Here is a 19,015-nt window from a genome sequence, read left to right as displayed (position 1 = left end):
TTCGCGTGCATTGTATAGACCACATGGTCCTAACGATAAACTGCCGGATAAGCCAGATGCCAGAATTGCCAGAAGTCGAAACCGTTAGACGCGGCCTCGCGCCCACCATGGAAGGGGCAAGAATCCGCAAGCTCCATCTTGGCCGTCCCGATCTGCGCTTTCCGTTCCCGGAGGACTTCGCGGGCCTGATCGAGGGCAGGACGATCATATCGCTCGGGCGCAGGGCGAAGTATCTCTTGATAGAGCTGGAAGACGGGCTGACGATCGTTGCCCATCTTGGAATGTCCGGCTCGTTCCGTATCGAGGCGGCGGCGGATGAGGCAGGAAATAGGAACGCGCCCGGCGCGTTTCATTATGCCCGCTCGAAGGACGGCAAGCACGATCATGTCGTCTTTCATCTGGATAAGGGCGAAGAGCGCATCTGCGTCATCTATAATGACCCGCGCCGCTTCGGATTCATGCATCTGGTGGAGCGCAACAAGCTCGACCTCTACCCCGCTTTTGCGGGGCTGGGACCGGAACCGACCGGCAACGCGCTGAGCGCGGATTATCTCGCGAGCCGGTTCCAGGGTAAAAGCCAGCCGTTAAAAAGCACGCTGCTGGACCAGAAGGTCATTGCGGGCCTCGGCAATATCTACGTCTGTGAGGCGCTGTGGCGTGCCCATCTCTCGCCTTTGCGGGCGGCGGGAACGCTGGTGACCAAAACGGGAGAGCCGAAGCCGCAGCTCATCAATCTCACGGAGAAGATCCGGGACGTGATCGCGGACGCAATCGCCGCTGGCGGCTCTTCCCTGCGCGACCATATACAGACGGACGGAACGCTCGGTTATTTCCAGCATTCCTTTTCAGTCTACGATCAGGAAGGCCAGCCTTGCCGTACACCCGGCTGCGGGGGTACGGTTGAAAGGATAGTGCAGGCCGGTCGTTCGACCTTTTATTGCGCGGCCTGCCAGAAGTAGCTGAGGCGGAATAATGGCGAGGGAGACTGCCGTGGATTATGAAACGATACTGGTCGAGAAACGCGACGAGGTGGGCGTCATCACGCTCAACCGGCCCAAGGCGCTCAACGCCCTCAATTCGGTGCTTCTGAAGGAGCTGCGGCACATTCTCTCCTCGTTCTCTGCTGACGATTCCATCGGCGCGATCATTATAACGGGGTCGGAAAAGGCATTTGCCGCTGGCGCGGACATCAAGGAAATGCAGGGGCTGGATTTTGTCGATGCCTATGTCGGCGACTTTCTCGGCGGCTGGGACGAGGTCGCATCGACCCGCAAGCCGGTCATTGCCGCAGTCTCCGGCTTTGCGCTGGGCGGCGGGTGTGAACTGGCAATGATGTGCGATTTCATCATCGCTTCGGACACGGCGAAATTCGGCCAGCCGGAAATCACGCTTGGCGTCATTCCCGGCATGGGCGGCTCACAACGGCTGACGCGGGCGGTGGGCAAGGCGAAGACCATGGATCTGGTTCTGACCGGCCGCATGATGGATGCAGCCGAGGCAGAGCGCGCCGGCCTCGTTTCGCGGATCGTCCCCGCGGCGAATCTCATGGATGAGGCGGTGGATGCCGCCACTCGCATCGCCTCGCTGTCTCGCGCTTCCGTCCTCATGGCCAAGGAAAGCGTCAATCGCTCCTTCGAGGTTCCACTTTCGGAAGGGCTGAGATATGAAAGGCGATCCTTTCAGTCGCTCTTTGCAACAGCGGATCAGAAGGAGGGCATGGCGGCCTTCGTTGAAAAGCGCAAACCCGCTTTCCGGAATCGCTAAGGATTCGGAATATCGGCGTTTTCCGCCATTTGCGCGTTGACGGGCGTACGCTTTAGCGGTATATGCCCGCCCACGGTTAAGGAAAGCCATCCGGCTTGTCCGAAATTACTCCCGCATTCTTGGGTTAAGTGAGGTCTTCGAACGACCCGATCCTCTGGTTGCGGAATTTGGTTTGAATTCGAAGAGAGGCATACATGGCCAATACAACTTCGGCGAAAAAGGCGACCCGCAAGATCGCTCGCCGTACCGCAGTCAACAAGGCTCGCCGTTCGCGCGTTCGCGGCTTCATCCGCAAGGTCGAGGAAGCGATCGCTTCGGGCGATCTGGCAGTAGCCACCGAAGCTCTGAAGGCAGCTCAGCCTGAGATCCAGCGCGCAGCGACGCGTGGCGTTCTGCATGGCAACACGGCATCCCGTAAGGTGTCGCGTCTTGCCCAGCGCGTTAAGGCTCTTTCCGCCTAATCCGGCTAATCACAATTAACTATTCAAAAAGCCTGGTCTTTTGACCGGGCTTTTTGTGATTCTAACCCTACGTTAATCATTCCTGCCGTAACGTGACAAACGCGTGTCAGATGAGCGACAAGAAAAACTGAATAAAAACAATGGATTGCCGGAGGTCTCCCGAAAAATGGGAAGCTTTCTCTACGGAAGTCGCAGCCAGTTTTGAGTCAAGAAGATTTTTATTTTTTTGCCAAAACGGGCTATCGAAAAATGCCAAAATTGAATCTCATTGATTCATAAGCGATTCTGCTTCGGACCTTGCCGGTGATGCAAAACGACCATTGCGAGTCAATGGTCGATCTGAGTTTTTGCAGAAAAAACGCCATTGATCTCTCCCCACGATCCTGCCTAAATGCATTTCAACAAGGGGTGCGGATCTCAGTCCACAGATTATCTCGATGATCGTATCGACGATATTCACCTTCTTGCTGGCGGGCCTTTCGAGGTCCGTTTTCTCAGGTCATTGAGCTTTTTGTGCCGTTTCGGTCTCGGAACGGGCTGGAGCTTTTTGTCCTTAAGAATGCGCCTTACAGTTGTAGCGAAAGGAGCGTTTTTAGCGTGTCGCAGGCCTCTCCATGAAGGGGAGGGAAATGGGATAACCGGCTCGCAAACAAGTAGTAGTCTTTGACGCTCTTTCGAGGGGAGTGCTGGAGGCGGGAAATAATACGAGGGGGATCTCTGGCGATCGTTTTTTTGATCGTCAGGCTATGATTGGCAATTTGAAAGGCGGCAATATGCAATTGAATTTGGCGATGGGTGCGGTGGCCGATGGGGACCGCGCACCACAGGCTCGTGATGCAGCTTGCTCAGAAGCGGCAGGGGATAAATCGGCAATGAAGCACGATGCGCTGTTTGAACGTTTTAGCGCGCGGCTGAAGGCACAGGTTGGTCCCGAGGTCTATGCAAGCTGGTTTGCACGGCTCAAACTCCACACCGTTTCGAAAAGCGTCGTCCGTTTTACCGTTCCGACGACCTTTCTGAAGTCCTGGATCAACAACCGTTATATGGATCTGATCACCAGTCTCGTCCAAAGCGAGGATCCGGACGTGCTGAAGGTGGAAATTCTTGTCCGCTCCGCCAGCCGCCCGGCCCGCCCCGCGCAGGTCGAGGAACGGGTGCAGCCCGTTCAGGACATGGGCGCTGTTGCGCGCAACAAGTCCTTCATTCCGTCGCAGCCCGCGACAGCACCTTCTGCACAGCCTGCGGCGGCGCAGGCGACGCTGCGGCAGGGTAGCTCCGGGCCGCTGTTCGGTTCGCCGCTCGATACACGTTTCACCTTTGACACTTTTGTCGAGGGCTCGTCCAACCGCGTCGCGCTTGCGGCGGCAAAGACGATCGCTGAAGCGGGTGCCGGTGCTGTGCGCTTCAATCCGCTGTTCATTCATGCGGGTGTCGGGCTTGGCAAGACACACCTTCTGCAGGCAATTGCCAATGCCGCCATCGACAGTCCGCGCAACCCGCGTGTGGTCTATCTGACGGCCGAATATTTTATGTGGCGTTTTGCGACCGCGATCCGCGACAATGATGCGCTGACGCTGAAGGACACCCTGCGAAATATCGACCTTCTTGTCATCGACGACATGCAGTTCCTGCAGGGCAAGATGATCCAGCACGAATTCTGCCACCTGTTGAACATGCTGCTCGACAGCGCCAAGCAGGTAGTCGTGGCCGCTGACCGCGCGCCGTGGGAGCTGGAATCGCTTGATCCGCGTGTCCGTTCGCGCCTTCAGGGTGGCATGGCTATCGAGATCGAAGGTCCCGATTACGACATGCGCTACGAAATGCTCAACCGTCGCATGGGTTCTGCGCGTCAGGACGATCCGTCTTTCGAGATTTCGGACGAAATACTGACCCATGTGGCCAAAAGCGTGACGGCGAGCGGACGCGAGCTTGAAGGCGCCTTCAACCAGCTGATGTTCCGGCGCTCTTTCGAGCCGAACCTCTCGGTTGACCGTGTCGATGAGCTGCTGTCGCACCTCGTCGGCAGTGGGGAGGCCAAGCGCGTCCGTATCGAGGATATTCAGCGCATCGTCGCCAGGCATTATAATGTGTCGCGGCAGGAGCTGGTTTCCAACCGTCGCACCCGCGTCATCGTCAAGCCGCGCCAGATCGCCATGTATCTGGCCAAGATGCTGACACCACGCTCATTTCCCGAGATCGGTCGCCGTTTCGGCGGTCGCGACCACACCACGGTTCTTCACGCGGTGCGCAAGATCGAGGATCTGATTTCCGGCGACACCAAGCTCGGCCACGAGGTTGAGCTGCTGAAGCGCCTGATCAACGAAAACAACGCATGAAAAAGCGGCCTTCGGGCCGCTTTTTTATTGGTTTCTCGGTTGTTCATTGGCTCAGGACCAGGCAGGCTGCCGGTCAGCAGGCGAGATCGGCGACCACGGCATCCAGAATAAGCATGCCGGAAGGGGTGCAGCGCAGGCGGGAATTGCCGATTCGTTCCACGAAGCCGTGTTGCAGCAGGAATTCCTCTTTCTCAGGGTCGAGCTCGCGGCCGGAGAGATCGCTCCAGCGAGCAAGATCAATGCCTTCGCGCAGGCGAAGGCCCATCAGCAGCAATTCGTCTGCCTGTTCGTCGACGCCGAGAAGCTCCTGATCGACCATGCCGTGGCCTTCACGCTCTACGGTCTCGAGCCAGGTTTCGGGATGGCGCTCGGTGACGGTGGCGAGCTTGGAGGCGCCATTGGTCAGGCGTCCATGCGCACCGGGTCCAATACCGGCATAATCGCCATAACGCCAGTAGGTCAGGTTATGGCGGCTTTCCGCACCGGGGCGGGCGTGATTGGAAACCTCGTACGCCGGCATGCCGTAACGCTCGGTGATTTCCTGCGTCGCTTCATAAAGCACCGCCGAATGCTCGCCATCCGGTACGATCAGCTTGCCAGCCTTGTGCAGCCCGTAGAACGGCGTGCCTTCCTCGATAGTGAGCTGATAGAGCGACAGATGGTCGACGGCGTAGGAGACGGCTTCCTTCAGCTCAGCGTCCCATTCGGCCACAGTCTGGTTCGGGCGGGCGTAAATCAGATCGAAGGACATGCGCGGAAAAATCTCCCGCGCCAGACGGATGGCTTTAAGCGCATCGGCAACATCATGCAGACGGCCAAGGAACTTCAGGTCCCGGTCGTTCAGCGCCTGGACGCCGAGCGAGACGCGATTGACGCCGGCTGCCCGGTAACCGCGAAACCGCTCCGCCTCGACGCTTGAAGGATTAGCCTCCATGGTGATCTCGATACCATCAGGCACATGCCAGAAGCGCGAAACGCCATCAAGAAGCGCGCCTACGGTCTGCGGGTCCATCAGCGAAGGTGTGCCGCCGCCCATGAAAATGCTGGTAACGACACGCGGACCGCTGAGCGCCCGCATCTTTGCCATTTCGCTGAGGAACGCCGCAGTGAACCGTTCCTGATCCACCGGGCGGTGGCGGACATGGCTGTTGAAATCGCAATAGGGGCATTTGGCCGCACAGAAGGGCCAGTGCAGATAGATCCCGAAACCGGGATCGCCCGTATCCGGCAGAAGCGACGCGCCGGGGGCAGAAAGTTGGTGCTCCCCGGTCATCGGGTTCATGCCTCCAGACAGGTTTCGACGAATTTTTTGAACGCGCGGGCACGGTGGGAGAGCGCAAACGCATCGCCGTGCTTCCAGCCGTGTTTTTCGTCTGCGGTCATTTCACCGAATGTGGTGTCGTAACCTTCAGGTTTGAAGATCGGGTCATAGCCGAAACCGCTCGTTCCGCGCGGGGGCCACGCCACCGTGCCTTCCACCTCACCGCGAAAATATTCGACATGCCCGTCCGGCCAGGCAAGGCACAGCACGCTGACGAATCGGCCCGTGCGGTCTTCCGGCTTCGTTGCACCGCGTTCGGCAAGCGCATCCTCGACCTTCTGCATGGCCATGGCGAAGTCGCGCGTACCGTCAGCCGTTTCCGCCCAATTGGCGGTGTAAACGCCCGGCGCGCCATCCAGCGCATCGATGACCAGACCGGAATCGTCAGACAGAGCCGGCAGGCCGGATGCCTTCGCAGACGCAAGCGCCTTGATGGCAGCATTTTCCTCAAAGGTGGTGCCTGTCTCGTCCGGCTCCACGAAGTTCAGCTCCGCAGCCGATTTGGCTGAAAAGCCGAAAGGCCCGATCAGGTCGGCGATTTCGGCGATCTTGCCCTTGTTGTGGCTGGCGACGACGATCGTTCTGGTATCGAGCTTGCGCATGACGTTTTCCTGTCGGCTCAGGCGATTGCCTGTTTCTGAAGGGCGACCAGTTCGCTGCATCCGGCCTTTGCAAGACCGAGCAGCGTCAGGAATTCCTCTTCGGAGAAGGGGGCACCTTCCGCGGTTCCCTGCACCTCGACGATGCCGCCGGAGCCGGTGATGACGAAATTCGCATCGGTCTCGGCGGAGGAATCCTCGAGATAATCGAGATCGATGACCGGCTGTTTTGCAAAGATGCCGCAGGAGATCGCGGCGATATGGTCTTTCAGGACCTTCTCGACCTTGATCATGTTGCGGGTTTCCATCCACTTCAGGCAATCATGCAAGGCGATCCATGCGCCGGTGATGGAAGCCGTGCGCGTGCCGCCATCGGCCTGAATGACGTCGCAGTCGATGCTGATCTGGCGCTCGCCAAGCGCCTGCAGGTCGACCACTGCGCGCAGCGAGCGGCCGATAAGGCGCTGGATTTCCTGCGTGCGTCCGCCCTGCTTGCCGGCCGAGGCCTCGCGCTTCATCCGCTCATGGGTGGAACGCGGCAGCATGCCGTATTCGGCGGTGACCCAGCCCTTGCCGCTGTTGCGCAGCCACGGCGGCGTCTTTTCCTCAAGGCTTGCGGTGACGAGCACATGCGTATCACCGAATTTGACCAGACAGGAACCTTCGGCATGTTTCGAGAAATTGCGCTCGAAGGAAACCTTGCGCATCTGATCGGTTTTTCTGCCTGAAGGCCGCATATGATCCACTCTCCATGTTGGTTCCTGCCTTCTAAGGCGCGCCCCGGGGTTTTGCAAAGCCAATTTCCATTTTGCCGCAGCGGTGCAACGCATTATATTGGTACGGACAGAGTTTTGACGATAAAGAACGGATGATATGGGCTTTTCCGCACCGCTTTCAAAAGATCAGGCATCGTTGCTGGATGAACGGTCGCGGGAGATTTTCCGGCGCATCGTCGAAGGCTATCTCGACACCGGCGAACCCTTGGGGTCGCGCAGCCTGTCGCGGCTGTTGCCGATGTCGCTTTCACCGGCCTCCGTTCGCAACGTCATGAGCGATCTCGAGGAACTGGGTCTCATCTATTCGCCGCATATCAGCGCCGGTCGCCTGCCCACCCAGACGGGGCTGCGCTTCTTCGTGGACGCATTCATGCAGGTGGGCGATCTGCCCGCCGATGAGCGAGCCAGTATCGACCGCCAGATCGGTCCAGTCGCCGGCCACGAGCAATCGCTGGAAGGGTTGCTGACGGAGGCAAGCCGCATGCTTTCAGGCATGTCGCGCGGTGCCGGCCTGGTGCTGACGGCCAAGAGCGACGTCATTCTCAAGCACGTTGAATTCATCCGGCTGGAGCCGACCAAGGCGCTTGCCGTGCTGGTAGGGGACCACAATCAGGTCGAAAACCGTATCATCGAATTGCCGGTCGGCATTTCGTCATCGCAATTGACAGAGGCGGCAAATTTCATCAATGCCCATCTTTCCGGGCAGACGCTGCAGGAACTGCGGGGCCAGTTTCAGACGCAGCGTGCCGAATTGCAGTCGGAACTCGGCACGCTCGCGCAGGACCTCATCGAACGGGGTCTCGCCATATGGGCGGGCGACAATGAAGAGGGCAAGCTCGGCCGCCTCATCGTCCGCGGACGCTCCAACCTGCTGGAAGGTCTGGCCGGTGAGGAAGATATCGATCGTGTGCGCCTGCTGTTCGACGATCTGGAACGTAAAGAAAATCTGATCGAGATCCTCAACCTTGCAGAAAGTGGCTCAGGCGTCAGGATTTTCATCGGCTCGGAAAACAAGCTCTTCTCGCTGTCAGGCTCGTCACTGATCGTGGCACCTTATCGGGATGAGGAAAATCGCGTTGTGGGTGCCGTCGGCGTCATCGGTCCCACGAGGCTAAATTACGCCCGTATCGTGCCTATGGTGGACTACACCGCACAAATTATGGCCCGCCTTTCCCGAAAGCAGAGATAGGACAAGCCCGCAAGGTTAGAGAATGCGGCAAGCTTTTCGCCGCAAGCCTTGATTTTTGCCCTTCAAACCTCGATATCGGGCGCAACCAACAATATTCAAATCTGGAGAACGTCATGACCGACGATACGAAAAAGCCCGGACCTGACGCGGACGTCGCCGAAGAGTTTGTCGAACCCGCATTTACAGGGGAAGAGACGGCGGAAGCTGCCGAGCCCGATCCGATCGAACTGCTCAGGGCCGAAAATGCCGATCTGCGCGACAAGTTCCTGCGTCTTGCAGCAGAAATGGACAATCTTCGTCGCCGCACCGAGCGCGAAGTCAAGGATGCGAAGGCCTATTCTCTCGCCGCTTTCGCGCGCGACATGCTTGCCGTTTCCGACAATCTTCGCCGCGCTCTTGAAGCCATTCCGGACGAACTCAAGACCAATGGCGAAGCCGGTCTCAACGGCCTGATCGAAGGTGTCGAGATGACGGAGCGCTCGATGCTCTCGACGCTGGAGCGACATGGCGTCAAAAAGATCGATGCGGAAGGCCAGAAATTCGATCCGAATTTCCACCAGGCGATGTTCGAAATTCCGAACACGGCAGTTCCGAACAACACGGTACTGCAGGTGGTTCAGGCCGGTTTCACCATCGGTGACCGGGTGCTGCGCCCCGCCATGGTTGGCGTCTCAAAGGGTGGCCCGAAGGTGGAGACCGCCGCAGCGCCCGAGCCGGGCACCGCCTCCGTCAACGAGAAGGATGCGTGAGGCATTCCCTCATCTAAAGCGCGTCCGGATATAAAACCGGGACGCGCTTTTGTTTGAAATGCTCCAATAAAAAACGCGCCTCAAGGGCGCGTTTTTTTGTCCATGGAAAGGACCGTCGACAGCCTTTGATCAGGCAGCGGTCGCCTGCTCCTGATTGAGGAAGGCGTAGATTGCCGTGTCGGAATCGGTGGCACGCAGCTTGGCCACCAGCTCGGGGTCGCGTAAAGCACGGGCAATTCTCGACAGCGCCTTCAGATGATCCGCGCCGGCGCCTTCGGGTGCAAGCAGCAGGAAAACCAGATCGACCGGCTGGTCATCCAGCGCCTCGAAATCAACAGGTGTTTCAAGACGTGCGAAGACGCCGGTGATCTGATGGATGCTGCTCAGCTTGCCATGCGGAATGGCAATGCCGTGCCCCACACCGGTGGAGCCGAGTTTCTCACGCTGGAGGATGACGTCGAAAACTTCCCGTTCCGAGACTCCGGTAATTCTGGCTGCCTTTGCGGCCAGCTCCTGAAGCAATTGCTTTTTGGAATTCACCTTGAGGGCGGGAATAATCGCATCTTGTTGCAGCAAATCTGCCAACGCCATTCTCTTTTTCCTTCATGCCATCGAGACGATGCAGGAGGCAGATACGCTTTCGCGCTCTGCCTCCCATGTCTTGTCAGACTGTTCAGCTCTTGATCGTTTCCGCGTCGATCCAGCCAATATTGCCGTCATGTCGTCGGTAGACGATGTTGAGATATTCCTTGCCGGGGCTGCGGAACAGCAGAACCGGTTCGTCCGTCATGTCGAGCGCCATCACGGCGCTGGCGACGGACATCGTCTTTATCTGTTTCGAACTTTCCGCAACGATCGTGGGTGCGTAGTCTTCCGGAACCTCGTGGTCCTCATCGGGGACAGCATCCATTACCGTATAGGCGATTTCCGACATCGCGCCGTTCGCCGCGGAACCATTGTGGTGATGGTCCTTCAGCTTCCGTTTGTAGCGACGCAGGCGCTTCTCGATACGCTCGGCGGCGGCATCGAAACTCGCTTGCGGATCATTTGCCTGACCCGCCGCATGCAATACAACGCCCGTATCGAGATGCAGTTTGCAATCGGCTGCAAAACGCGATCCGGACTTCTCTACGGTCACTTGGCCTGAATACCCCCCATCGAAGTATTTGGTAACTGCCAGACCTATATTGTCCTCAATCCGCTGCCGGAAAGATTCGCCGATCTCCATATGTTTACCAGATACACGCACACTCATGGAAAATTTCCTTTTTGTAGTGATTTGCGAGTACCAGCTTACGTCAAGCCGCGCGCGCATCCAAGCGTTTCGAAGGCCTTTAAAAGCCCCCATTCGAATTTTACGCCCATGGACGGTGGAGATGAATCCGTTACAAATGACCTTGCTTACGTGTGCGGCGGGCTTCTAGCCCTTGCCGTAGCAAGAGTCAATGGTGCGGCTGGAAAGCCCTGAAAACGTGACCAGCGCCACCGCTCAGAACGCCGACAGTCTGGCCAGGGCCTTCTTCTCGCGCCGTCTCTGAACGGAGGATGGGATGTTCATCGCCTCGCGATATTTGGCCACGGTGCGGCGGGCAAGATCGATACCACTCTTTTTCAGATTATCGACGATATCGTCATCGGAAAGCACTGCGTCGGCGGCCTCCTGCGCGATCATCGCCTTGATGCGGTGACGCACCGCTTCTGCAGAATGGCTGTCACCGCCTTCCACCGAACTGATGGAAACACTGAAGAAATATTTCAGCTCGAACAGGCCGCGCGGCGTCAGCATATATTTTTTCGACGTCACCCGGCTGACCGTGGATTCGTGCATCTTGATGGCGTCGGCCACCGTCTTGAGGTTCAGCGGGCGCAGGTGGTCCACGCCATTGACGAGAAAGGCGTCCTGCTGGCGCACGATTTCGGTCGCCACCTTCATGATCGTTCTGGCGCGCTGGTCGAGGCTGCGGGTCAGCCAATGGGCCGTCTGCATGCATTCGGAAAGGAAATCCTGATCCTCTCCCTCACGCGACTTGTGCCTTGAAACCTCTGCGAAATAGGTCTGGTTGATGAGCACGCGCGGCAGGGTCTCGGGGTTGATTTCCACAAGCCAGCCGCCGGCAGAGGAGGGGCGAATGATGATATCAGGAACGATTGTCTCGGAAACGGTCGAATCGTAACCAGCGCCCGGACGCGGATTGAGCGTGCGGATTTCCGCCAGCATGTCGAGAAGGTCTTCCTCATCCACGCCGCAGAGTTTTTTTAGAGAAGCGAAATCCCGTTTCGCCAGAAGCTCCAGATTGTCGATAAAAGCCCGCATTGCCGGATCAAGCCTGTCCTTCTGGGCAAGCTGGATCGCCAGACATTCGCTCAGCGAGCGGGAAAACACGCCGGGAGGATCAAAGCCCTGAAGCGTCTCCAGAATGCGCTCCACTGCCGAAGGCGCCGCCCCCAGCCGTTCAGCGACGTCTTCGACGGCATCTACGGCGATATATCCGGTCTCGTCGAGCTGGCCGATCAGCGCATCGGCAATCATCCTGTCTTCCACAGAGGATATGGCGAGAGGCAATTGCTGATTGAGATGGTCGCTGAGGGTCTGTTTCGCGGCAACGAAGTCGTCGAGATCGTAACTCTCGCCTGACTCCTGCCCGGGCATGGATTTCCACTGCCCCGCCAGTTCGGGTGCGTCGGGCTTTCTGGGTTCGGTATCGTCAGGAAAGACATTTTCGAAGCTGGTGTCGAGCTGTTCGCCGAGATTTGCCGCGCGATCGCCGTACCAGTCGTCGCTGTCGGCCGTTACCGGCGCGGACTTGTCGGACCCTTCGCTGTCGGCATCGCCGAAATTCTCCGCATCAGCAGGGGTATCGTTGCTCAAATCGCCGTCGTTTGCCGCAATTTCAAGCAAAGGATTGCGCTCCACCTCCTGCGCGATGAACTGCGTCAGTTCGAAATGCGTCATCTGAAGCAGCTGGATGGACTGCATCAGTTGCGGTGTCATCACGAGAGACTGGTTTTGACGCAGCAAAAGGCTGGCAGATAATGCCATGGCGGACGCGAAACTCCCCTTACAGCTTCTTCGTCGCCACAAATTTCATAAATTTTGCGCAGGCAACGAAACTTGGCCCAAAAATTGCTTTTTTATTATGTTTGGTCAAGCGTCACTGCGGGGCGCGATGAAGAATCTTTCGCGCCCGGGAGCTTAAAGGCTAAAATTATTGCCGAGATAGAGCCGGCGCACATCCGGATTGTTGACGATATCGTCCGCACGGCCATGGGTCAGAACCTCACCGGCATGGATGATATAGGCGCGGTCAATGAGGCCGAGCGTTTCGCGGACATTGTGGTCGGTGATGAGAACGCCGATCCCGCGCGCGGTCAAATGTCTGACAAGGTTCTGAATGTCGCTGACGGAGATCGGATCGACGCCGGCAAAAGGTTCGTCCAGAAGCATGAAGGTCGGATCGGTCGCCAGAGCACGGGCGATTTCCAGACGGCGACGTTCGCCGCCCGACAGGGCGACAGCGGGCGATTTGCGCAGCTGCGCAATGTGGAACTCTTCCAGCAACTCATCGAGCTTGCGGCTGCGCTTGGCGCTGTCAGGTTCGTGCACTTCCAGCACGGCGCGGATGTTTTCCTCGACTGTCAGTCCACGGAAAATGGAGGCTTCCTGCGGCAGGTAGCCGACACCGAGGCGGGCACGCCTGTACATCGGCATGGTGGTGACGTCGTTGCCGTTGATGGCGATCTTGCCGCTATCGACGGGTACGAGGCCCGTGATCATGTAGAAACAGGTGGTTTTGCCCGCGCCGTTCGGGCCAAGCAGCCCCACGGCTTCACCACGGCGCACGACCAGCGAGACGCCGTTGACGACGCGCCGTGTATTATAGGTCTTCGTCAGACCATGCGCGATCAGGGTGCCGTCATAGCGAGCCTTGTCGGCCTGCGACGCAGCGTCCACAGGTCGGTCGCGCCCACCGCCAAATATTTTTGAGATCGAGGCTATCTTCACGAGGTGAGACTACTGTTTCTTCTGCTGCGATTTCGGATCGAGCATTATCCGGACAGGGCCGCCGCAGCTTTCAAGCTTTGCCTGCCCCGAATTCATCAGAACAGTGAGCTTGCAGCCGGTGAACACATTCGCGCCCTCGGACAGCACAACCTGCTTGCCGGTCAGAATGAAGGTCTGCGCCGCCATGTCGAATTCGCCGTGATCGGCCGTGGCCTTCTGCGTCTCGGACGTCAGGTAGACGTTATTGTCGACGAAGATTTTTTCGATGTTGGCGTCACCGCTGGTGAGCGAGGAACCTTCACCCTTGTAATTGACCGTCATCTTGCCGGCCTGAAGGGTGGTGGTGCCCTGCACAACTTTCACGTTACCGGTGAAATAGGCCTTGCGCTCTTGGTCCCGAATTTCGAGCTGATCGCTTTCGATAGCGATCGGCTGGTCGCCGGAGAGCTTGACGCCTGTCATGTTGCTGGTGGTGTTCTGAGCGAAAGCCACGGTTGCAAGACAGGAAAAAGCAAAAGCTGCGGCTGTAACGCCTGCGGATTTGCCAAGGGAAACGGGACGGGAAATTTGCATCATCTGGACCGGGCTCTCACTTGCCTTCATTCTTGATATTGGATGCAGCGATACGTGCGCGTACCTGCCCCGAAAATGTAATAGTCTTGCCATTATCCGCGATATCAATCGATTGCGCAACAATGGCGCCGTCGTTTGTTTTGATCGAAACTGGCTCTTTGCTGCTCATTTTTCCAGCCTTCAGATCGACATCCGCAGATTGGAACTTCGCTTGTATGCCATTGCTGAGATTGATGTCAAAAGGGGCGGTCATCTTCAGCGTGTTGGTGGCCCGGTCGAAAATGCCTTCCTTGGCGATCACCTGGGCGACGCTGTCGTTCACAGGCACCGCGGCCAGAACCCTTTCGAGCGTCATGAGGTTGGGGTTGGCGATATCCTGCAACGCACGGTCTGCGTTCATCGAGTAGTCGATCCCCTTCTCGTTGCGGCCCGCAACGGCCGGCTTTTCCATCACGATCTTGCCGTCTTCGATCCTTGCGCTTTCAAGCGAAACCTCTTCGGGCGCCCAGGTGCGAATGAGCGAAACGGCGACGAAGGCAAACGAGATGATCGCCGCACCGAGCGGCAGAATGATTTTCAGCCGCTTCACGCGCGCGGAATGCCTCAGCGCGCGCTCGTAAGCGCCGTTCTGGTCATTGGGCAGCGGAAACGCTGGCGCGGGTTGGCGGAGTCTTTCGAGCATAAGAGTGGGTCCGGAAAACTTCCTGGGCGCCACTTTGGCGCGCAACTGAAGCTTATATGTTTATCTTGATGTCTTTGGCATGAGTGCTGTGTCCTGCCAATATGGTTTTTGTCTGGAAAGGTGCAAGGGAAATGCGAATTTAATCGTAATTCTGGTTTCCTTATTGTTTCCTTGCGGCTTCGCGCTAGAAGAACCATATGGCCATGACGCTTACATTACGCTTCAAATGCCGGAAGGCAGGGGTTTTCGATGGATAATATGGCGATAGCGGATCGCAGACGATTGCGCCGCAAGCTGACTTTCTGGCGGATTGCCGCTGTTTTTCTGTTTGTCGCCGGCATTTTCGGCCTCTACCGGTTTCTATGGGCCACCCCGCAGCAAAGCGAGAGACCCCATATTGCCCGTGTCCAGATCTCCGGGCTGATCCAGGACAATACCGAACTTCTGGAGCGGCTGGACAAGATTGCCAAGAGCGACAATGTCAAAGGGCTGATCGTGTCGATTTCATCGCCCGGTGGCACCACCTATGGCGGCGAGCGCATCTTCAAGGCCATTCGCGGCGTTGCGGAAAAGAAGCCGGTGGTGTCCGATGTCCGCACGCTTGCCGCCTCCGCTGGATATATGATCGCATCTGCAGGTGACGTCATCGTCGCTGGCGAAACCTCGATCACCGGCTCGATCGGCGTGATCTTTCAATATCCCCAGATCGGCCAGCTGATGGATAAGCTCGGCGTCTCGCTGCAGGAAATAAAGTCCTCTCCGATGAAGGCGGAGCCTTCGCCGTTCCATGAGGCGCCCGAAGAGGCGAAGACGATGATCCGTTCCATGGTGATGGACAGCTACGGCTGGTTCGTCGATCTTGTGGCCGATCGCCGCAAATTGCCGCGCGAGGATGTGTTGAAACTGGCGGACGGATCGATTTTCACGGGCAGACAGGCGCTCGCCAACAAGCTGGTCGACACGCTTGGCGGCGAAAAGGAAATTCGCGGCTATTTCGAAACGCGCGGTGTTGCCAAGGATCTGCCGATCGTGGAATGGCGCGCACCGTCTTCCAGTTCGCCTTTTTCGCTTTTCAGTGTTGCGCAAATAGCGAAGCTTCTGGGATATGACGATTTAATCCCGTTTGCGGGCTCCGGTCAGCTCGGTGCGGACAAGTTGTTTCTTGACGGTCTTGTTTCCGTTTGGCAGGTTGAGCCGCATTAAAAATCCAATTCTTTCAGGGGGCAACCGTGATCAAGTCTGAACTGGTGCAGATCGTTGCTGCGCGTAACCCGCACCTTTATCACCGTGACGTGGAAAATATCGTCAATGCGGTGCTGGATGAAATCACCGATGCCTTGGCAGCGGGAAATCGCGTCGAGCTTCGTGGTTTCGGCGCATTTTCGGTGAAGAACCGTCCTTCGCGATCCGGTCGGAACCCGCGCACGGGTGAATCGGTTTTCGTTGAGGAAAAATGGGTGCCTTTCTTCAAGACGGGCAAGGAACTGCGTGAGCGCCTGAACCCCGGTATGGGTGACGAAGAGGACGATTGATCGTTCTCACCCGCCGCGCCGGAAACGGAGCCGAGGGAATTCACGCCGCGATGGAGTAATGTCGGATGTCGAAAAAAATCATCAACCTCATCATCCTGCTTCCGCTGGCGATTATCCTCGTCATCCTGTGCGTGGCCAATCGTCAGTCCGTGACGCTCGCGCTCAATCCGTTCCGGCCGGAGGATGGTGTACTTTCCTTCACCGCGCCGTTTTTCGTGTTCCTGTTTCTGGCCGTCATTTTCGGCGTGCTTCTGGGATCTTCCGCCACATGGTTTGCGCAGGGCAAGCATCGCAAGCGCGCCCGGATCGAGGCGAAGGAAGCCGTTCGCTGGCATGACGAGGCGAACCGGCACAAAGCGGCAACAGCCGCGCAGCTTCCGAATGCGGGCCAACTCCCGGCAAAGTGATGGTGCCGACATTCGTTGCGGCTCTAGTCGAGCGACGCGTGGAATGCTATTTGCTGGCGCGATAAGACGCGGGCAGAAGCGGAAAGATTTCCATTGAAGAAAAAAGACAGCCGGCCGGGCAATCGCGTGCGTGCCGGGAGCGAGAAAAAACAGGTTCATGCCGCAAAGCCGGCACGGCGAATGGACGCGGCACCGAAAAAGCGCGAGCCGGACGCGGTGCGCAGCGCGCCCAAATCTGCGCCGAGGGAAAAGATAGCCCCAGTACCGGCCGTTGAGCAGGTGCCTGCGCGGCCCCTCAAGCATCGCACCGGCGAACGTCCCGCAGAACAGGTTCCGGTAATTCTGGAATCGAGTGGCGCGGGTGATTTTCATCTCATCGACAGCGGCAATGGCCTGAAGCTTGAACAATACGGCGAATATCGCGTCGTCCGTCCCGAGGCGCAGGCTCTCTGGCAACCGTCGGTTCCCGACCGCGTATGGCAGAATGCCGACTCCATTTTTACCGGCGACACGGATGAAGACGGCATGGGCCGTTGGCGTTTTCCAAAGGCAGCACTTGGCGAAACCTGGCCACTGTCGCTGCTCGGCGTCGAATTTCTCGGCCGTTTCACGGCCTTCCGGCATGTCGGCGTCTTCCCGGAGCAGATCGTCCACTGGGAATGGCTGAAAAATGCCGTCGAAACGGCTGACCGGCCGCTGAAAGTCCTGAACCTGTTTGGTTACACCGGCGTCGCTTCTTTGGTCGCCGCTGCTGCAGGCGCTGAAGTGACCCATGTCGACGCCTCCAAGAAAGCGATCGGCTGGGCAAAGGAGAACCAGGCGCTTGCCGGGCTCGAACAGGCGCCGATCCGCTGGATTTGCGAAGACGCGATGAAGTTCATCCAGCGCGAGGAGCGTCGCGGCAGCACCTACGACATCATTCTCACCGACCCGCCGAAATTCGGCCGCGGCACCCATGGTGAAATCTGGCAATTGTTCGACCATCTTCCGTTGATGCTCGATATCTGCCGGGAAATCCTGTCGCCCAAAGCGCTCGGTCTGGTGCTGACGGCCTATTCTATCAGGGCCAGCTTCTATTCGATGCATGAATTGATGCGCGAAATCATGCGCGGCGCCGGTGGCGTCGTTGCGTCCGGCGAGCTCGTCATTCGCGAGGCCGGGCTTGATGGGAAGACGCCGGGCCGGGTGCTTTCCACATCGCTGTTCAGCCGCTGGGAGCCGAAATGACGAACGACATGCGCGAAAACACGACGCGCCGGGTTGGCCAGGTCAAGGAAGTCACCAGCCTTGCCAATCCCATCATCAAGGATATCAAGGCGCTTACCCAGAAAAAGGGCAGGGAAGAGACCGGCACCTTCATGGCGGAAGGCTTGAAGCTGGTTATCGACGCGCTCGAACTGGGCTGGACCATCCGCACCCTGGTTTACGCCAAGGCGGCCAAGGGCAAGCCGCTGGTGGAGCAGGCGGCCGTAAAGACGGTCGCTTCCGGCGGGCTGGTGCTAGAAGTCAGCGAAAAAGTCATCGCCTCGATCACCCGCCGCGACAATCCGCAGATGGTCGTTGGCATCTTTGACCAGAGATGGAAGCCATTGAAGGATATCCGTCCGGAAAAAGGCGAGACCTATATCGCGCTCGATCGGGTGCGTGATCCCGGCAATCTCGGCACCATCATCCGCACGGCGGATGCGGCGGGTGCCTCAGGTGTCATTCTGGTCGGCGATTGCACCGATCCGTTTTCGCTGGAAACCGTGCGTGCGACCATGGGTTCGGTCTTCGCTACGCCCGTTGCCCGCGCCTCGGTTGAGGAATTCCTCTCATGGAAAAAATCAGCCAATGTCAGTGTCGTTGCCACCCATCTTGCCGGGTCGGTGGACTATCGAAAAATCGATTACGCCGGAAAGCCCGTCGTGCTTTTGATGGGTAACGAACAATCCGGCCTGCCGCCTGAACTGGCCGGCAAGGCAGACCAACTGGCGCGCATTCCCCAACAGGGCCGTGCCGATAGTCTCAATCTCGCCATCGCAACCGCTGTCATGCTTTTCGAGGCGCGGCGACATCTCCTCGAACTGGCACCGGTGAAGTAATGGCCAAAGCGGCGTTGTTTTCGAAATTTGGCCCGGCTTTCGCGCTTATCGTTGCTGCCCTTGTGTTGGACCAGGTCGTCAAGCAACTGGTCGAGACCTATCTGCCGTTGCAGGAGATGGTGCCGGTCATTCCGTTCCTGGCGCTTTACCGCACCTATAATCTAGGTGTGGCGTTTTCGATGCTGGCGGACATGCACGGCTGGTTCATCGTCAGCATGCGGCTCGTCATCGTGGTCTTCGTTCTGTGGCTCTGGCGCAAGACGGCGGCGGATCGGACTTTTGCCCATCTTGGCTTCGCCTTCATCATCGCTGGAGCAGCCGGCAATCTTCTCGACCGCTTTTTCTACGGTCACGTCATCGACTACATCCTGTTTCACACCGATACATGGTCGTTCGCGGTCTTCAATCTGGCCGACACTTTCATAACAATCGGTGCCGGTTGCGTCATTCTCGATGAGTTTCTGCACGCCCGGGCGGCTAAAAAGTAAAATTTTAGCGTTTGAGCCAAGCATATCAAAACCGCTGCCGTGGTAGCGGTT

The 19,015-nt window shown here is 57.9% G+C and carries 21 protein-coding genes; 12 read left to right on the top strand and 9 right to left on the bottom strand.

The annotated features are described in order from the left end of the window. The first annotated feature begins 56 nt into the window (after positions 1 to 56). The 4 genes from mutM to dnaA all read left to right on the top strand — a co-directional run bounded on the left by mutM (position 57) and on the right by dnaA (position 4,561). Positions 57 to 959, top strand: coding sequence for a bifunctional DNA-formamidopyrimidine glycosylase/DNA-(apurinic or apyrimidinic site) lyase (gene mutM / locus ACQZ45_RS07625; protein ID WP_003514741.1), 903 nt, complete (start codon positions 57 to 59; stop codon positions 957 to 959). A gap of 31 nt (positions 960 to 990) precedes the next feature. After that, complete coding sequence (locus ACQZ45_RS07620) at positions 991 to 1,764, top strand: enoyl-CoA hydratase (protein WP_162736141.1); 774 nt, start codon at positions 991 to 993, stop codon at positions 1,762 to 1,764. 194 nt (positions 1,765 to 1,958) lie between these two features. After that, on the top strand, positions 1,959 to 2,225 hold the full coding sequence (gene rpsT / locus ACQZ45_RS07615; RefSeq protein WP_003493474.1) for a 30S ribosomal protein S20: 267 nt from the start codon (positions 1,959 to 1,961) through the stop codon (positions 2,223 to 2,225). Positions 2,226 to 3,097: 872 nt separating this feature from the next. Next, a complete protein-coding gene (gene dnaA / locus ACQZ45_RS07610; protein WP_003514748.1) occupies positions 3,098 to 4,561 on the top strand; it encodes a chromosomal replication initiator protein DnaA in 1,464 nt (487 codons plus the stop codon). Positions 4,562 to 4,634: 73 nt separating this feature from the next. Here dnaA and hemW read toward each other — a convergent pair whose 3' ends face one another. The 3 genes from hemW to rph are packed head-to-tail and all read right to left on the bottom strand — an operon-like array spanning position 4,635 to position 7,218. Continuing rightward, positions 4,635 to 5,834, bottom strand: coding sequence for a radical SAM family heme chaperone HemW (gene hemW / locus ACQZ45_RS07605; RefSeq protein WP_003514749.1), 1,200 nt, complete (start codon positions 5,832 to 5,834; stop codon positions 4,635 to 4,637). A gap of 5 nt (positions 5,835 to 5,839) precedes the next feature. Continuing rightward, complete coding sequence (gene rdgB / locus ACQZ45_RS07600) at positions 5,840 to 6,484, bottom strand: RdgB/HAM1 family non-canonical purine NTP pyrophosphatase (protein WP_003514751.1); 645 nt, start codon at positions 6,482 to 6,484, stop codon at positions 5,840 to 5,842. A 17-nt stretch (positions 6,485 to 6,501) separates the two neighbouring features. After that, entirely contained in the window at positions 6,502 to 7,218 is a 717-nt protein-coding gene (gene rph / locus ACQZ45_RS07595) for a ribonuclease PH (RefSeq protein WP_003514752.1), read from the bottom strand. Positions 7,219 to 7,354: 136 nt separating this feature from the next. Between rph and hrcA the strand changes: the two genes are divergently transcribed. Both hrcA and grpE read left to right on the top strand, forming a co-directional pair. Further along, positions 7,355 to 8,446: a heat-inducible transcriptional repressor HrcA gene (hrcA, locus tag ACQZ45_RS07590; RefSeq protein WP_003514754.1), complete on the top strand. Its 1,092-nt coding sequence runs from the start codon at positions 7,355 to 7,357 to the stop codon at positions 8,444 to 8,446. Positions 8,447 to 8,559: 113 nt separating this feature from the next. Next, a complete protein-coding gene (grpE, locus tag ACQZ45_RS07585) occupies positions 8,560 to 9,195 on the top strand; it encodes a nucleotide exchange factor GrpE (protein ID WP_003514756.1) in 636 nt (211 codons plus the stop codon). A 129-nt stretch (positions 9,196 to 9,324) separates the two neighbouring features. On the opposite strand, the gene ptsN is transcribed toward grpE, so the two are convergent. The 6 genes from ptsN to lptC form a co-directional block, all read right to left on the bottom strand. After that, on the bottom strand, positions 9,325 to 9,786 hold the full coding sequence (gene ptsN / locus ACQZ45_RS07580) for a PTS IIA-like nitrogen regulatory protein PtsN (RefSeq protein WP_003493488.1): 462 nt from the start codon (positions 9,784 to 9,786) through the stop codon (positions 9,325 to 9,327). 82 nt (positions 9,787 to 9,868) lie between these two features. Continuing rightward, positions 9,869 to 10,450, bottom strand: coding sequence for a ribosome hibernation-promoting factor, HPF/YfiA family (gene hpf, locus ACQZ45_RS07575; protein WP_003514759.1), 582 nt, complete (start codon positions 10,448 to 10,450; stop codon positions 9,869 to 9,871). 234 nt (positions 10,451 to 10,684) lie between these two features. Then, positions 10,685 to 12,235 (bottom strand): RNA polymerase factor sigma-54, encoded by a 1,551-nt coding sequence (gene rpoN / locus ACQZ45_RS07570; RefSeq protein WP_025592254.1) that lies wholly within the window; start codon positions 12,233 to 12,235, stop codon positions 10,685 to 10,687. 153 nt (positions 12,236 to 12,388) lie between these two features. Further along, complete coding sequence (gene lptB / locus ACQZ45_RS07565) at positions 12,389 to 13,198, bottom strand: LPS export ABC transporter ATP-binding protein (RefSeq protein ID WP_003514762.1); 810 nt, start codon at positions 13,196 to 13,198, stop codon at positions 12,389 to 12,391. Positions 13,199 to 13,207: 9 nt separating this feature from the next. Beyond that, complete coding sequence (locus ACQZ45_RS07560; RefSeq protein ID WP_003514763.1) at positions 13,208 to 13,774, bottom strand: LptA/OstA family protein; 567 nt, start codon at positions 13,772 to 13,774, stop codon at positions 13,208 to 13,210. Between the two features lie 13 nt (positions 13,775 to 13,787). Continuing rightward, positions 13,788 to 14,453 carry an LPS export ABC transporter periplasmic protein LptC gene (lptC, locus tag ACQZ45_RS07555; RefSeq protein ID WP_003514764.1) on the bottom strand — a complete coding sequence of 222 codons (666 nt, stop codon included), beginning with the start codon at positions 14,451 to 14,453 and terminating at the stop codon, positions 13,788 to 13,790. 249 nt (positions 14,454 to 14,702) lie between these two features. On the opposite strand from lptC, the gene sppA reads away from it, so the two are divergent. From sppA to lspA, 6 genes are all read left to right on the top strand, one after another. Continuing rightward, positions 14,703 to 15,656 (top strand): signal peptide peptidase SppA, encoded by a 954-nt coding sequence (sppA, locus tag ACQZ45_RS07550; RefSeq protein ID WP_013635364.1) that lies wholly within the window; start codon positions 14,703 to 14,705, stop codon positions 15,654 to 15,656. Positions 15,657 to 15,658: 2 nt separating this feature from the next. Next, complete coding sequence (locus ACQZ45_RS07545) at positions 15,659 to 15,985, top strand: integration host factor subunit beta (RefSeq protein ID WP_219256707.1); 327 nt, start codon at positions 15,659 to 15,661, stop codon at positions 15,983 to 15,985. A 65-nt stretch (positions 15,986 to 16,050) separates the two neighbouring features. Continuing rightward, positions 16,051 to 16,392 (top strand): LapA family protein, encoded by a 342-nt coding sequence (locus tag ACQZ45_RS07540; protein ID WP_003514766.1) that lies wholly within the window; start codon positions 16,051 to 16,053, stop codon positions 16,390 to 16,392. A gap of 93 nt (positions 16,393 to 16,485) precedes the next feature. Beyond that, positions 16,486 to 17,619: a class I SAM-dependent rRNA methyltransferase gene (locus ACQZ45_RS07535; protein WP_113291255.1), complete on the top strand. Its 1,134-nt coding sequence runs from the start codon at positions 16,486 to 16,488 to the stop codon at positions 17,617 to 17,619. Next, positions 17,616 to 18,476 (top strand): TrmH family RNA methyltransferase, encoded by an 861-nt coding sequence (locus ACQZ45_RS07530; protein ID WP_003514768.1) that lies wholly within the window; start codon positions 17,616 to 17,618, stop codon positions 18,474 to 18,476. Before ACQZ45_RS07535 ends, ACQZ45_RS07530 begins: the two co-directional genes overlap by 4 nt. Beyond that, a complete protein-coding gene (lspA, locus tag ACQZ45_RS07525; RefSeq protein ID WP_003514769.1) occupies positions 18,476 to 18,964 on the top strand; it encodes a signal peptidase II in 489 nt (162 codons plus the stop codon). Before ACQZ45_RS07530 ends, lspA begins: the two co-directional genes overlap by 1 nt. Positions 18,965 to 19,015: the final 51 nt, after the last annotated feature.

This window comes from Agrobacterium sp. 16-2014-1-2a (assembly GCF_053522705.1).
The sequence above is the reverse complement of the archived record's forward strand: the minus strand, read 5'-3'. Positions and strand labels throughout refer to the sequence as shown.